Source organism: Streptomyces sp. NPDC058240, assembly GCF_042882135.1.
Classification (GTDB): domain Bacteria; phylum Actinomycetota; class Actinomycetes; order Streptomycetales; family Streptomycetaceae; genus Streptomyces.
The window spans coordinates 211,757-225,650 of sequence record NZ_JBHVWT010000002.1; the positions used below are offsets into that span (position 1 = coordinate 211,757).

Here is a 13,894-nt window from a genome sequence, read left to right on the forward strand (position 1 = left end):
CCGCAAGCCTTGCCCCGAGTTACCCACAGCGTTATCCACAGGCGGGGGAAAAGGTCAGACGATCTGTGGATAACTCACTGACGGTTGACGCCGATGTGACTGCAGTCTCCCCCATCGGGGGATGGCACGCCCCTTGTCCTGACTGGAAAAACCCAGCTCAGCGACAAGGGGCACAGTTGTTCCCACAGAATGCACAAGATCCGGCACCCACTGTGGACAACTACGCCTGTGGACAACCGCCCCGGGTGCCACGTCCGCTCAGGTCAGCGCGGCGGTTCTGGCGACGACCACGAGAATCACGGCCGCCAGGACCAGGGCGCAGGTGCCGTACTGCACCAGCGCGCGCCGCTCGCGGGGTGCGTGCACCATGCCGATCGCGATCAGCGTGCCCGCGATCAGGCCGCCGACATGTGCCTGCCAGGCGATTCCGCCCCAGGGGTTGAAGGTGATGACCAGGTTCACCGCGAGGAGCGCGAGGACCGGACGCATGTCGTAGTTGAGCCGGCGCAGGAGCACGGCGGTGGCGCCCAGCAGCCCGAAGATCGCCCCGGAGGCTCCGAGCGAACCCTGCACGGGCACGGAGAGCCAGTAGGTGAGGGCACTGCCGGCCAGGCCGGAGATCATGTAGAGCGTGAGGTAGCGGGCACGGCCGAGCGCCGATTCCAGCGGCCCGCCCAGCCACCACAGCCCCAGCATGTTGAACGCGATGTGCCACACCTCCTGGTGCAGGAACATCGACGTCACCAGCCGGTACCACTGGCCCTCCGCGACGCCTTCGAGCGGACCGCCGTAGTGGGTCGTGGCGCGGCCGATCAGCATCAGCTCGTCGACCAGCGCGGTGCCCCTCGCCAGCACTGCGATGTACACGGCGACATTGATACCGAGAAGGATCTTGGTGACGAGGCGGGGATCGGCGGTGACGCTGCCGCCCGCGACAGTGCGCGGCTGATTGGCGGCCGGTCCGTGTCCCGTACCCGATCCCTGGCGGACGCAGTCCGGGCACTGGAAGCCGACCGAGGCGGAGATCATGCACTCCGGGCAGATCGGGCGCTCGCAGCGGGTGCAGCGGATGTTCGCTTCGCGACCGGGGTGGCGGTAGCAGCTGAGCGAGCCGTCCGCGGCGGCGGACTGGTCCGTGCCTCCCGGCGGCTGCTGGTCCATCGGTCCCATCACTTCCCGGTCCCTTCGGTCCTCGTCATGGCGGGCACGGCACGCACAACGCCGCCCTGCTCGTCCGCTATGTATCAGTACGGACGGGCAGGGCGGTTGGTTCCCGAACGGGTAATCAGCGTGTGATCAGTCGATGACCACAGGTGATCAACGGGCTCTCAGGTGATCAACGGGTCCCGATGACGACCGACTCGATCACGACGTCCTGCACCGGGCGGTCGGTGCGGGCGTTGGTCTGGGTGGCGGCGATGGCGTCCACGACCTTCTTGCTGGCGGAGTCGGTGACCTCGCCGAAGATGGTGTGCTTGCCGGTCAGCCAGGCAGTCGGCGAAACGGTCACGAAGAACTGCGAGCCATTGGTGCCCGGACCGGCGTTGGCCATGGCCAGCAGGTACGGCTTGGTGAAGGCGAGGTCGGGGTGGAACTCGTCCGCGAACTCGTACCCCGGGCCACCGGTGCCGTTGCCGAGCGGGTCGCCGCCCTGGATCATGAAGCCGCTGATGACCCGGTGGAAGACGGTGCCGTCGTACAGCTTGTCCGTCGACTTCTTACCGGTCTCGGGGTGCGTCCACTCACGCTCGCCCTTGGCGAGCTCGACGAAGTTCTTGACCGTCTTGGGCGCGTGGTTCGGCAGAAGCCGGATCTCGATGTCGCCCTGGTTGGTCTTCAAGGTGGCGTAAAGCTCCTCGGCCACGATCTGCCTTCCGTAAGTCTTCGGTGATGTTGAGTCCTCAGTGACGTTCACCAAGGTCTCAGTGACATTCACCAAGTCTTCAGTGACGCTCACCGATCCTCGCACGGACCGTGCGCTCCGGCGCCCGGCCGCCACCGGCGAAGGCGTGGCGCTCACCTCCCTGCCCCATTCCTGCCCCATTCCCCGCCTCGTTCCGCGCCTCGCACGCCGTCGCAGTCCGCGCCCGCCCGCCCGCATCCCCGCCGGTCCGCTTCCGTGCCGCTCCCCGCAGGAACAAATGCGGCCAAGTGCGTGACGAAGCGGCGCGGGCTTGAGCGAACCGTGGCATTGTCGTCGGCAAGCTCCCCTTGCACCGCATTGCCCGAAGGCATCACTCATGACCTGAATGACCCGGATGCCCGCCCCGCATGCCATACGGGACTCCGGCAGGCATGATCTCGAAATGGGTGGAAAGGCGGAGTGTCTACCCGCCACCAAGGAGGAGGATCCCGTGACCCGCATCGACAGCGTGCGCGCCGCAACCGACTCGGCGAAGGACAGCGTGCAGCACGCCGCGGAAGTGGTGGCGCCCTACGCCGACACGGCCAAGGACCAGGCCGCACATCTTGCGTACGAGGCCCGCACGCGGCTCGCGCCGAAGGTGTCCAAGGCGGCCCAGCAAGCCCGCGTCCAATACGACGCGCATCTGGCACCACGTATCGAACTGGCCCTCACCCATGTGCCGCCCAAGGTCGACGAGGTCGGCCGGCGCGCCGCGCGCCGCACCCGCCGGGCAGCCCGTACCGCCGCGGACTACACGGTGCCGCGGGTCGAGCACGCGATGGCCGTCGCCCAGCCCGTGGCCGAGGAGGCCTCGGCCCGCAGCGCCGCCGCGCTGGCCGCACTGCGCGGGCAGGTCACGGCGGCGGAGATCCGGCAGCTGGCCAGGAAGCACGAGCGGCGGGCGAAGGCCGGGCGGCTGCTCAAGGGGCTCGTCGTGGTCGGCATCGTGGCGGGCGGCGCCTACGCCGCCTGGCGGTGGTGGGACAAGCAGGCCAACCCCGACTGGCTGGTCGAACCGCCCGCTGCCACGGAGGTCTCCGACCGTGCGCCGCTGACCTCGGTCGACGGCAGCGGCCCGGCTCCGCTGGACCCCGAGCTCCGGGCCAAGCAGGCCGAGTCGGAGACCGACGGGTCGGACGGCCCGGAGGGTGTGGACGGCACCGGACCGGACGACCGCCGCTGAGCCGGTCCTCGAACGACGAACCCGCGCCGGAAGACATCGTGGTCTCCCGGCGCGGGTTCCGTTTTCCCCGCCGCCCGGTCGTTGCCCCCAGCTGCCCGGCCGCTGCCCTCGCTGCCCCGCCATGCCCGCACGGCGCACGGCGCACAGCGCATGGCAGCACGCAAAACCCCCTCCGACCGCGTTCATGCCGGTCAGAGGGGGTTGATGGGTGGAGCCTAGGAGATTCGAACTCCTGACATCTGCCTTGCAAAGGCAGCGCTCTACCAACTGAGCTAAGGCCCCGAAAAACGGACAGCCCCAGACGCTTCAGCGTCCTGGTCACCGCCGCAGACCAGAGTACCGGGTACTCCCCGGAATCCTGCAAAAAGATGGGGCTCCCGGTCGGCGACCACTCTCCGTAAGATGCTCGACGAGGTTCGCAGCAGCGAAGCCGCAGCGAAGGGGAGACGCCATGGACGCAGCGCAGCAAGAGGCAACGGCAAGGGCCAGAGAGCTTCAGCGCAGTTGGTACGGGGAGCCTCTCGGTGCGCTCTTCCGCCGGCTGATCGATGATCTCGGCCTGAACCAGGCCCGGCTCGCCGCCGTCCTCGGGCTGTCCGCCCCCATGCTCTCCCAGCTGATGAGCGGCCAGCGGGCGAAGATCGGCAACCCCGCGGTCGTCCAGCGCGTCCAGGCGCTCCAGGAGTTGGCCGGACAGGTCGCGGACGGCAGCGTCAGCGCGGGCGAGGCCACCGACCGCATGGAAGAGATCAAGAAGTCCCAGGGCGGCTCCGTCCTCACCGGCACCGGCCAGACCTCGACCACCGGCGGCGCCCCCACCGTCCGGCGCGTGGTCCGCGAGATCCAGTCGCTGCTGCGGTCGGTCGCGGCCGCCGGTGACATCATCGATGCCGCCGACTCCCTCGCCCCGACCCACCCGGAACTGGCAGAGTTCCTCCGGGTGTACGGCGCAGGGCGCACCGCGGACGCAGTGGCGCACTACGAGGGACACCAGGGCTAGCTTTCGTCTGGATCGGGCCGGGCACCACCCCCGAAGCCGGCCGTGGGCCGAAACAGGAACGCCGTGGACCGAAATAGGAACTGGGAGCGGGCGCAGCACAATGGGTGAGGTCTTCGCCGGTCGGTACGAACTGATCGATCCGATCGGACGTGGTGGGGTCGGCGCCGTCTGGCGGGCCTGGGACCACCGGCGCCGCCGCTATGTGGCGGCCAAGGTCCTCCAGCAGAGCGACGCGCACACGCTGTTGCGCTTCGTCCGCGAGCAGGCGCTGCGGATCGAGCATCCGCATGTGCTCGCGCCCGCCAGTTGGGCGGCGGACGACGACAAGGTCCTGTTCACCATGGATCTGGTGAGCGGCGGTTCGCTGGCGCATGTCATCGGCGACTACGGACCGTTGCCGCCCCGTTTCGTCTGCACGCTCCTCGACCAGTTGCTGTCGGGGCTGTCCACGGTGCATGCGGAGGGCGTGGTGCACCGGGACATCAAGCCGGCCAACATCCTGATGGAGGCGACCGGTACCGGACGACCGCATCTGCGGCTGTCCGACTTCGGTATCTCCATGCGCAAGGGAGAGCCGCGCCTCACCGAGACCAACTACGTGGTGGGAACGCCCGGTTATTTCGCGCCGGAGCAAATGATGGGCGCGGAACCCGATTTCCCCGCGGACCTGTTCGCGGTCGGGCTCGTCGCGCTGTATCTGCTCCAGGGCAAGAAGCCCGACGCGCAGGCGATCGTCGAGCACTTCGCCTCGTACGGCACGCCCGCCGCACCGGAGGGGATCCCCGAGCCGTTGTGGCAGGTCCTCGCGGGGCTGCTGCAGCCGGATCCGCAGGCCCGGTTCCGTACGGCCACGGGTGCGCGCAAGGCGCTGACGGCCGCGGTCGAGATGCTGCCGGAGCCCGGAGCCGAGGACGAGCCGGTCGAGGTCTTCGATCAAATCGGGCCGCTGCCCCCCGGGTTCGGCCCCTCGGGACCGATCACAGCCCCCGTTCAGAACGCGCAGAACACGCGGAACGCCCAGGACGCCCAACCGGGACAGCCGGGACAGCCGGAACAGGCGGCGGCCCAGCAGCCCGTGCAGCAGCCGTACACCCAGCCGCCGGTGCCGATGTCGGAGACGGGCAGCTTCCACCTCCCGCCGCCTCCGCAGCAGGCCGCGCCGTCGCCCCAGCAGCCTCAGCCGGTCACGCCACACTCTCCACTCCCGGCGCACACGGCGCACGCGGCGTCCCCGTACACCGCTCCCGTCCCCGCTCCCGCGCCGGATCCCTCACAGGCGCCCACGTCCGCCGTGCAGCACGAACCGGCTCTCACCCGTGCGTACACCGTCGGGCAGCCGCGGACTCCCGCGCCCGGCGCGGAGGTTCCCCCGCACGGCCCGGCGGCCGCTCCGGCGGTCGCTCCGGCGCGCGCCCCGCAGAGACGTCCGGGACCGTCCCCGAAGGTGGCGGTCCCGGTGCTGCTGGTGGCGCTGATCTGTTTCGCGGTGGGCATCTGGGCACTGACCCAGAGCTGAGCCCGGTCCCCCGAGCCCCCTGCTGCACGGGGCTCGGGTTCCGGCCCGGCTACCAGGCCTGCGGCGGGCCTCCGTACGGCTGCTCGCCGCCGGACGGTCCCGCCGGGGCGGTGCTCGCGCGGCGCCGGGCCAGCAGCGTCCACACCCCGAGCCCGAGCACCAGCACCGAACCCGCGCCGATCCCGGCCGCGCCGACCGTCTTCATCGTGCCGCTCCTGGCCGCCTGCGGGCCGCTCTGGCCGCTCTTCGCCATGTCCTTGTCGTCCTGCGTGACCGAGAAGGCCCCGGCGTCCCCCGTGTACGGCGAATTCCGCGCCTTCCCCTCGACCTTGACCTTGAGGGTCAGCGGAATCGCCTTGTCGCCGTACGACTTCGCGATCGCCGGGCTGAGCGTCACCGACAGGTAGTACCAGCCGGCGAATCGCATCGCGCTGACGCTGCTGGTGGAGTCGTAGCGGTTCTCGTACGCCACCGGGGGCAGCGGATCCAGCGACACGGACGCGGGCTTGCCGGAGTACGACAGCGGCGTCGCAGAATCGACGTGTCCGTGCACCGGATTGTCCAGGGACATCGCGAGCGCGTTGCCGATGAATTCGTCCGAGGCCTTGTTGTTGCTCAGGTCCGCGGTGGCGAAGATCTGCTGGCCCCAGTCCACCGGCACCCGGTAGAAGAGGGTCTGCCCCGGCTTGATGCCGCCCTTTTCCTGCCACTCGCCGGTCTCCAGACCGGTCGCGTCGTAGTAGCTGGTGCCGCCCGACCGCTTCTGCGGGGCGGTCGTGGGCGGCGTGGGCGAGGCGGACGGCCAGTTCTCCGGCGCGTCGGTCGGCATCGAACCGGCCGACTTCAGCTGCGGCTCGGACTCGTAGCGCAGCTCCAGGTCCCACTCGTCGGGCGCCGAGGTCTCCTTGCTCTCCCGCTCGATCAGGACGTTGTACGTACCGGCCTCCTGGCAGGTGCTGCTGTCCTTCTGCATGATCCGGTAGGCGTACGTGGCGATCGGACGCGGGAACTCCGCCGACTCGAACCGCGCGTCCTGCGAACTGCACTGCATGTCCGTGCTGTCGCGGATGCTGACCGTGATGCCGTCCCCGTAGGCGACCTGGCCGCCGCCCCTGGGCACGGCCACCGCCGAGACGTACGCGTTCGTCCTCGCGTCGAGGTTGAGGCGGTAGTAGAGCTTCTCGCCGCGCTTGATCGAGCTCTTGTAGACCGATCCGGGTGTCAGCGCCGACGCCTCGGTGCTGACCTCCGTGCCGACGACCTTCTTCGCCCCGGGGTCGAAGGTGTACGCGGCGGGCTCCCCGGCCGCGAACGCCTGCCCCGGCAGCGCCGCCGCCGCGCACATCGCCGCGACCGCGGCCAGCGCCACCCGGCCCCTGTTGCGCTGCCTCATCACGCGCTTCCCCTCGTCGTCTGTGCGGCCCGCCCGCGACGCCCGCGTACGAACACGAGCCCCGCGATCACCACCACCACGGCGCCCGCCCCGGCAGCGGCCGCAATGCCGGTCCATCCTGCCCCGCCCGTACCGCTGCTGTCTTCGACCCTGATCGAATTGCCCTTCTTGTCCGCCTTCTTGGTGGCGGCGGGAGCATGGTGCTCGGGGCCGGCCAGCTCGTCGCCGAGGACCGACACCCGCAGCACCACTCCGATCTGCGGGTTCTCCGCGATGTCCGCGGCCCGCGCCCCCAGCGTCACCGAGATGTAGAAGTCGCCCCCGGCGTGGACGGGCCGGACATGGGTGCCGTTCTCGTAGCGATTGGTCCAGGCGACCGGCACGCCGCCCATCCGGACCGCCGAGGGACGACCGCTGTACAGGGTCGTCGGGGTGAACTCGCCGCCTCCGGTGAGCGGGAACCGAGCGGGCGTGAACAGCTGCGTCGCCCCGTACGAGTACGTGGGTCCGCCGCGCTCCACCGTGGGCTCGTTCGCGAACTCCACGTCGTAGCACACCTGCTGGCCCCAGCCGGCCGGGACCTTGTACCAGAGGGTCTGCGACGGGAGGATCCGGTCGCGCCACACGCCCGGGGTGATCCTCTCGGCATCGTTGAAGCCGGTGCCGCCCCGTACGTCGCGGGGGTCGCCGGAAGGAGGCACGGCGTCCTCGCCGCCCTTGCCGTACTCCGGCTGCGACTGCGCGGGCGTGACGCCCTTCGCCAGCGGCGCCTCCACCCCGTGGACGAGCTCGAGCGGCCAACGCGCCGCGTCGGAGCCCTTCTTGCTCTCCCGCTCGACCACCAGCCAGTACCGCCCCGCCCGGTCGCAGGGACCGGTGCCCCGCGCGGTGGGGATACGGGCGATCGCCGAGGTCAGCGGGGTCGCGCCCTCCTTCTGGGAGAAGTGCGCGGTCTCCGACCCGCAGGAACCGCCGGTGCCGTACGCGATGCCGGTGCGCAGCGCGTCGAAGGTGTCGACGGCCGCCCCGGGCTGCGGCACGGCCGTGGCCGAGAAGTTCGCCGTCGAGGCGGCGTCCAGGTCTACGGCGTAGTACCGCTTCTCACCCGGCCCGATGGTGTCGAGATACTGCCCGTCGACGAGCACGGGCGCCCCCGCGCTCGTCGCCGTGCCCGCGATCCGCTCGCCCCGGAACCGGTAGCCGTCCGCGGAGAGTTGGGACGCCCGCTGCAACTGCCTGGCCAGCGAATCGGCGTCCGGTGCGTCGTAGTAGCGGCCGTTGCCCGCCGCCGCGACGCATTCGAGCTGCTCGCGGGCCGCGCCCTTCACCTGGAAGCCCACGGTGTCGATCCGCAGCCCGATCTCCTCCTTGCCGAGCTGCTCGGCGACCTCGCAGGGCCGTGGCGTACCACAGTTGTCCTCGCCGTCGGAGACCAGCAGGATCGTGCGCGTACCGATGGCGCCGCCCAACGGCCGCGGAAGGTCCTCGGCGGCCTTCCGTAGCGACAGGCCGATGGGAGTGTCGCCCCTGGGCCGTACGGCCGCCACGGCGCGCTTCACGGCCGCCCGGTCGAGCCCGCGCACCGGCCTCACCAGCCTGGTGTCCACGCAGCCCCGGGCGCGGTCGGCGCCGTACACCCGCAGTCCGGTCGGATACCCGTCGGGAAGGCCGTCGACGACGGTCCCGACGGCCGTACGGGCACTCTCCATCCGGGTGTGCCCCGTCCCGTCGTCGTCCGCCATGGAGCCGGACGAGTCGAGGACCATGACCAGGCTGCCGTTCGAGCCGGCTCCGGATGCTCCGGGCGCAGTGTCCGCGGGCGTCGCCACGGCCGGCATCGCGCCCGCCACCAGGGCGAGCAGCGCCCCGCCGATCCATGCCCCCGCGCCTGCGGTACGGCGGTGGTGGTCCCGTGCCTTCACCCGTGCCCCCTTGACCAAAACCCGGCTGTTTTGCTCAAGCAACGTATTGATTTGCTCGGGTGAACTCAAGAGCACGGCCGTCACGGTCCCGCAACAGCACGAAGCCCCGGCCGCTCAGCGACCGGGGCCCGCAATCAGGCTGTTCTGTCTCACACACCCGAACCTGCGGGCACGGAGTCAGTCGCCTCCGTCCACAGATCCTGCTCGGCGCGATCCGCCTGGATCTGGCGGTACACGAGGAGCCCGCCGATGGCGGCCAGTGCGACCAGGAGAAGCTTCTTCACCGCGCGACCTCGTCTTTCCTTGACGTAGGGGACTTCTGCCGCCCGACTATACACACCGGCCGATATCAACCGGTGACCTGCCTGCGACCCAACTGGCGCCCGGGGAAAAGCGATCGTCCGAGGATCGTTCCGCCCGGCGGATCCGGCCCCGTCCCGCGGTCCGGAACAAGCCCGTCAGGACCGGTTGAACCATACGAGTGGTGTTCATCCGAAGATCGGCGGATCGGTGGCGTCGGTCCATGAAATCGCGAGCCACATCCACATCATCAGAAAGGTAAGCAAACCAGACCACCCGAAAGCGAGGGGCCATGAGCACCTTCAAGCCCAAGAGCATCTGGACCGCCTTCGTCACCGCCTTCTTCGCACTGCTCGCCGCGCTGGGGCTCATGAGCACCCCGGCGGCGGCCACGGAGCAGAGCGCCACGGAGCCGACCGCCACGACCCAGGAGCACATGGGTGCGACCGCGGCAACCGCGACCACCCAGTCGGTGCGATGGACCCTTCCGCGTGACAGGGCGCTGCCACCCACGATGAAGCAGCGTATCCGCGCCGAGGCGCACGGCTCCTCACCCGCGACCCGTCATCTGTCCGTCGACAACACGGCCACGGACACCAGGAACGCCGCCCGCAGCCCCCACGGGGCCCCGGCGGGGGACGTGTCCCTCCTTCCGCCCTGAGAGCCGCTCAAATGACGCACTGAGCCCCCGGATCGGTTCACACCGGACGGGGGCTTCTCCGTGCCCTCCAGCGGCTCTCCCGCCTACTGGAGCCAGCGTTGCGCCGCCTCGACGCTGTCCCCCGCGTTGGTGTTGAACGCGATGGCGGCGCCGGGCGCATGGCGGCGGATCAGATTCACGATCCGCTCGAAGAGGGGGAACAGCTGCTCGGTCTTGCGGATCCCGCCCCCGACGACGACCACGTCCCACGGACGCTCGACCAGCGACGCGACGATCGCGGGTTCGGCCGACTCGTCGAAGACGACCAGCGTCATGGCCGCTTCGATGCCGAGCTCGCCGAACCGCCTCACCTCCTCGGCGAGGGTCGCGCGAACGACCTCCGCGTCGACGCCGGGCAGTGCCTGTGGGTCGTAACCGACAACAAGTACGGAAGACATGCGGCCAACCTACTGACGCCGGCCGCACACGCCAGCCGTACACGTCAGCCGCATGCATCAGCCGTACATGCCGAAGGCCCCCCACCGTTTCCGGTGAGGGGCCTTCGTGCTGGTGGGGCTAACAGGATTTGAACCTGTGGCCTCATCCTTATCAGGGATGCGCTCTAACCAACTGAGCTATAGCCCCGCCGCGCTGTGCGCTGACTTCTGAAGATTAGCGCACGTCGGGGCCAGTCCCAAAATCGATACCCGGCGTCCTACTCGTCCTCGGCCAGCGTGAGCTCGATACCGCCCACGAAACCCGCCGACAAGTTGTAGATGAAGGAGCCCAGCGTCGCCAGCGCGGTCGCCAGAACCACGTCGATCACCGCGATGACCGAGGTGAAGATGAGAACCCTCGGCAGCGACAGGAACGACTGGAGATCGAAGCCGTTGCTGTCGTTCGACCCGGTGGCCTCGCTGATCGTTCCGCCCACGGTCTCGAAGACGCCCATCGCGTCCATCACCATCCACAGCACCGCGGAAGCCACCACCGTGCAGATGCCGAGCGCGATGGAGAGCAGGAAGCTGACCTTCATCACCGACCACGGATCGGCCTTGGCCACCCGCAGCCGCGCCTTGCGGGTACGCGGAGTCGTCCGCGCCCCCGTCCGCGGCCGCCGGGCCGCCTGCGCGGCGCCGACGCCCTGCGCACCGCCCTGGGTCCCGCCGGCGGGCGAGGGATACGCCTGCGGCGGGTGGTACGGCCCGCTCGCCTGCCCCGGTGCGGGCTCGCGCTCACCGGGCAACGGCCCGGTCGCATAGCCCTCGTACTGGGGCTGAGGCCCCCGGGTGTCCGTCACAGTGCCCCCTTGGGAGTCCGTGGCAGGGCCACGGGCACCGTTCGCTCCTGCTCCGGAAGCGGCCGAACCGGCGCCCGTGGCTCCACTCACGCTCTACTCCTCGTGCTCCCCGGCCGAAGGCGAGGTGCCTTCGACATTGCCCTCGACCGTGCTCTCGGCACCCTCCGCCGTCGCGGCCTCGGCGTCCTCGGACCCCTCGACCTCTTCGGCCTCACGACCGGCTTCGGCGTTACGGGCAATACCGACGACGGCATCGCGCTTGCCCAGATTGATCAGTTGGACGCCCATGGTGTCACGGCCCGTCTCCCTGACTTCATTGACTCGCGTACGAATCACACCACCGCCGAGCGTGATGGCAAGGATCTCATCCGTCTCCTCGACCACCAGCGCGCCGACCAGCGAGCCCCGGTCCTCCACGATCTTGGCAGCCTTGATGCCCAGACCGCCACGGCCCTGAACCCGGTACTCGTCGACAGGAGTCCGCTTCGCGTACCCACCGTCGGTGGCAGTGAACACGAACGTACCCGGCCGGACAACATTCATCGAGAGCAGTTCGTCTCCCTCGCGGAAACTCATGCCCTTGACACCCGAGGTGGCACGGCCCATCGGGCGCAGCGCATCGTCCGTCGCGGTGAACCTGATCGACTGGGCCTTCTTGCTGATGAGCAGCAGGTCGTCCTCGGCCGAGACCAGCTCCGCGCCGATCAGCTCGTCGTCCGAGCCGTCCCCCGTCTCCCGGAGGTTGATGGCGATGACACCACCCGAACGCGGGGAGTCGTAGTCCTTCAGCGCGGTCTTCTTCACCAGACCGCCCTTCGTGGCCAGGATCAGATAGGGCGCGGCCTCGTAGTCACGGATCGCCAGGATCTGGGCGATCTGCTCGTCCGGCTGGAAGGCCAGCAGATTGGCGACGTGCTGACCACGGGCGTCACGGCCGGCGTCCGGGAGCTCGTACGCCTTCGCCCGGTACACCCGGCCCTTGTTCGTGAAGAACAGCAGCCAGTGGTGCGTCGTCGACACGAAGAAGTGGTCGACGATGTCGTCTTCCTTGAGCTTCGTACCGCGCACGCCCTTGCCGCCGCGCTTCTGCGAGCGGTAGTCGTCCGTCTTCGTGCGCTTCACATAGCCGCCGCGCGAGATCGTGACGACGATGTCCTCCTCGGCGATCAGGTCCTCGATGGACATGTCACCGTCGAAGGGCACCAGCTTGGAACGCCGGTCGTCGCCGAACTTGTCGACGATCGCCGCCAGCTCCTCGCTGACGATCTTCCGCTGCCGCTCCGGCGACACCAGGATCGCGTTGTACTCGTTGATCTTCGCCTGGAGCTCGTCGTGCTCGGCCGTGATCTTCTGGTGCTCCAGCGCGGCCAGCCGGCGCAGCTGCATCTCCAGGATCGCGTTCGCCTGGATCTCGTCGATCTCCAGCAGGCCCATCAGGCCCTCGCGCGCCACCTCGACCGTCTGGCTGCGTCGGATGAGCGCGATGACCTCGTCGATCGCGTTCAGCGCCTTGAGCAGGCCACGCAGGATGTGCGCCCGCTCCTCCGCCTTGCGCAGACGGAACTTCGTACGCCGGACGATGACCTCGATCTGGTGCGTCACCCAGTGGCGGATGAACGCGTCGATCGAGAGGGTGCGCGGCACACCGTCGACCAGCGCCAGCATGTTGGCGCCGAAGTTGGTCTGCAGATCGGTGTGCTTGTACAGGTTGTTCAGAACGACCTTGGCGACCGCGTCCCGCTTCAGCACGACGACCAGACGCTGCCCCGTACGCGACGAGGTCTCGTCACGGACGTCCGCGATCCCGCCGACCTTGCCGTCCTTCACCAGGTCGGCGATCTTCTGCGCCAGGTTGTCGGGGTTGGTCTGGTACGGAAGCTCCGTGACGACCAGGCACTGCCGGTTCTGGATCTCCTCGACCGCGACGACCGCGCGCATCGTGATCGAGCCACGGCCGGTGCGGTACGCCTCCTCGATGCCCTTGCGGCCCACGACGAGCGCGCCCGTCGGGAAGTCCGGGCCCTTGATCCGCTCGATCAGCGCTTCCAGGAGCTCCTCCTGCGAGGCCTCCGGGTGCTCCAGGTACCACTGCGCACCGGCCGCGACCTCGCGCAGGTTGTGCGGCGGGATGTTGGTCGCCATACCGACCGCGATGCCCGCCGAACCGTTGACCAGCAGGTTCGGGAACCGCGCCGGCAGAACCGTCGGCTCCTGGTTGCGGCCGTCGTAGTTGTCCTGGAAGTCGACGGTCTCCTCGTCGATGTCCCGGACCATCTCCATGGACAGCGGCATCATCTTGCACTCGGTGTACCGCATGGCGGCGGCCGGGTCGTTGCCCGGAGAACCGAAGTTGCCGTTGGAGTCCACCAGCGGCATGCGCATCGACCAGTGCTGCGCCAGTCGCACCAGCGCGTCATAGATCGAGGAGTCACCGTGCGGGTGGTATGTACCCATGACGTCACCGACGACACGGGCACACTTGTAGAAGCCCTTCTCGGGCCGGTAGCCGCCGTCGTACATCGCGTACAGCACCCGGCGGTGCACGGGCTTGAGACCGTCCCGCACGTCCGGCAGCGCACGCGAGACGATGACGGACATCGCGTAGTCGAGGTAGGAGCGCTGCATCTCCGTCTCGAGCCCGACGGGCTCGACACGCATGCCCACACCGGCGGCGGGCTCCTCTTCAGGTGTCACAGGGGTGTTCTCGTCGGCCATTGCTGGTCAAAGTCCTTTC

At 69.3% G+C, this 13,894-nt stretch carries 12 protein-coding genes and 2 tRNA genes; 4 read left to right on the plus strand and 10 right to left on the minus strand.

Annotated elements, in window-relative coordinates:
• Positions 1-258: 258 nt before the first annotated feature.
• On the minus strand, positions 259-1,161 hold the full coding sequence (locus ACFVX4_RS06215) for a rhomboid family intramembrane serine protease (protein ID WP_389972456.1): 903 nt from the start codon (positions 1,159-1,161) through the stop codon (positions 259-261).
• 175 nt (positions 1,162-1,336) lie between these two features.
• Entirely contained in the window at positions 1,337-1,864 is a 528-nt protein-coding gene (locus ACFVX4_RS06220; protein ID WP_389972458.1) for a peptidylprolyl isomerase, read from the minus strand.
• A gap of 490 nt (positions 1,865-2,354) precedes the next feature.
• Between ACFVX4_RS06220 and ACFVX4_RS06225 the strand changes: the two genes are divergently transcribed.
• The gene (locus ACFVX4_RS06225; RefSeq protein ID WP_389972460.1) at positions 2,355-3,089 is read left to right on the plus strand and encodes a DUF5324 family protein; all 735 of its coding nucleotides are present in this window, start codon (positions 2,355-2,357) and stop codon (positions 3,087-3,089) included.
• Positions 3,090-3,298: 209 nt separating this feature from the next.
• Here the strand turns inward: ACFVX4_RS06225 and ACFVX4_RS06230 are convergent.
• Positions 3,299-3,371 (minus strand) — tRNA-Ala (locus ACFVX4_RS06230).
• 169 nt (positions 3,372-3,540) lie between these two features.
• Here ACFVX4_RS06230 and ACFVX4_RS06235 point away from each other — a divergent pair.
• Together ACFVX4_RS06235 and ACFVX4_RS06240 are read left to right on the plus strand one after the other, a co-directional pair.
• On the plus strand, positions 3,541-4,089 hold the full coding sequence (locus ACFVX4_RS06235; RefSeq protein WP_266416858.1) for a DNA-binding protein: 549 nt from the start codon (positions 3,541-3,543) through the stop codon (positions 4,087-4,089).
• A 100-nt stretch (positions 4,090-4,189) separates the two neighbouring features.
• Entirely contained in the window at positions 4,190-5,605 is a 1,416-nt protein-coding gene (locus tag ACFVX4_RS06240; RefSeq protein WP_389972463.1) for a serine/threonine-protein kinase, read from the plus strand.
• A gap of 49 nt (positions 5,606-5,654) precedes the next feature.
• Here ACFVX4_RS06240 and ACFVX4_RS06245 read toward each other — a convergent pair whose 3' ends face one another.
• The 3 genes from ACFVX4_RS06245 to ACFVX4_RS06255 all read right to left on the minus strand — a co-directional run bounded on the left by ACFVX4_RS06245 (position 5,655) and on the right by ACFVX4_RS06255 (position 9,204).
• On the minus strand, positions 5,655-6,998 hold the full coding sequence (locus tag ACFVX4_RS06245) for a hypothetical protein (protein ID WP_389972465.1): 1,344 nt from the start codon (positions 6,996-6,998) through the stop codon (positions 5,655-5,657).
• Complete coding sequence (locus tag ACFVX4_RS06250; RefSeq protein ID WP_389972922.1) at positions 6,998-8,836, minus strand: VWA domain-containing protein; 1,839 nt, start codon at positions 8,834-8,836, stop codon at positions 6,998-7,000. Before ACFVX4_RS06250 ends, ACFVX4_RS06245 begins: the two co-directional genes overlap by 1 nt.
• A gap of 233 nt (positions 8,837-9,069) precedes the next feature.
• The gene (locus ACFVX4_RS06255) at positions 9,070-9,204 is read right to left on the minus strand and encodes a DLW-39 family protein (RefSeq protein WP_003958712.1); all 135 of its coding nucleotides are present in this window, start codon (positions 9,202-9,204) and stop codon (positions 9,070-9,072) included.
• Between the two features lie 308 nt (positions 9,205-9,512).
• On the opposite strand from ACFVX4_RS06255, the gene ACFVX4_RS06260 reads away from it, so the two are divergent.
• On the plus strand, positions 9,513-9,881 hold the full coding sequence (locus ACFVX4_RS06260; RefSeq protein ID WP_389972467.1) for a DUF6344 domain-containing protein: 369 nt from the start codon (positions 9,513-9,515) through the stop codon (positions 9,879-9,881).
• Positions 9,882-9,964: 83 nt separating this feature from the next.
• Here ACFVX4_RS06260 and ACFVX4_RS06265 read toward each other — a convergent pair whose 3' ends face one another.
• From ACFVX4_RS06265 to gyrA, 4 genes are all read right to left on the minus strand, one after another.
• Positions 9,965-10,318: a hypothetical protein gene (locus tag ACFVX4_RS06265; RefSeq protein ID WP_389972469.1), complete on the minus strand. Its 354-nt coding sequence runs from the start codon at positions 10,316-10,318 to the stop codon at positions 9,965-9,967.
• A gap of 110 nt (positions 10,319-10,428) precedes the next feature.
• Positions 10,429-10,505 (minus strand) — tRNA-Ile (locus ACFVX4_RS06270).
• Positions 10,506-10,575: 70 nt separating this feature from the next.
• Positions 10,576-11,160 (minus strand): DUF3566 domain-containing protein, encoded by a 585-nt coding sequence (locus ACFVX4_RS06275; RefSeq protein WP_389972471.1) that lies wholly within the window; start codon positions 11,158-11,160, stop codon positions 10,576-10,578.
• A gap of 93 nt (positions 11,161-11,253) precedes the next feature.
• On the minus strand, positions 11,254-13,875 hold the full coding sequence (gene gyrA, locus ACFVX4_RS06280) for a DNA gyrase subunit A (RefSeq protein ID WP_389972473.1): 2,622 nt from the start codon (positions 13,873-13,875) through the stop codon (positions 11,254-11,256).
• Positions 13,876-13,894 lie beyond the last annotated feature (19 nt).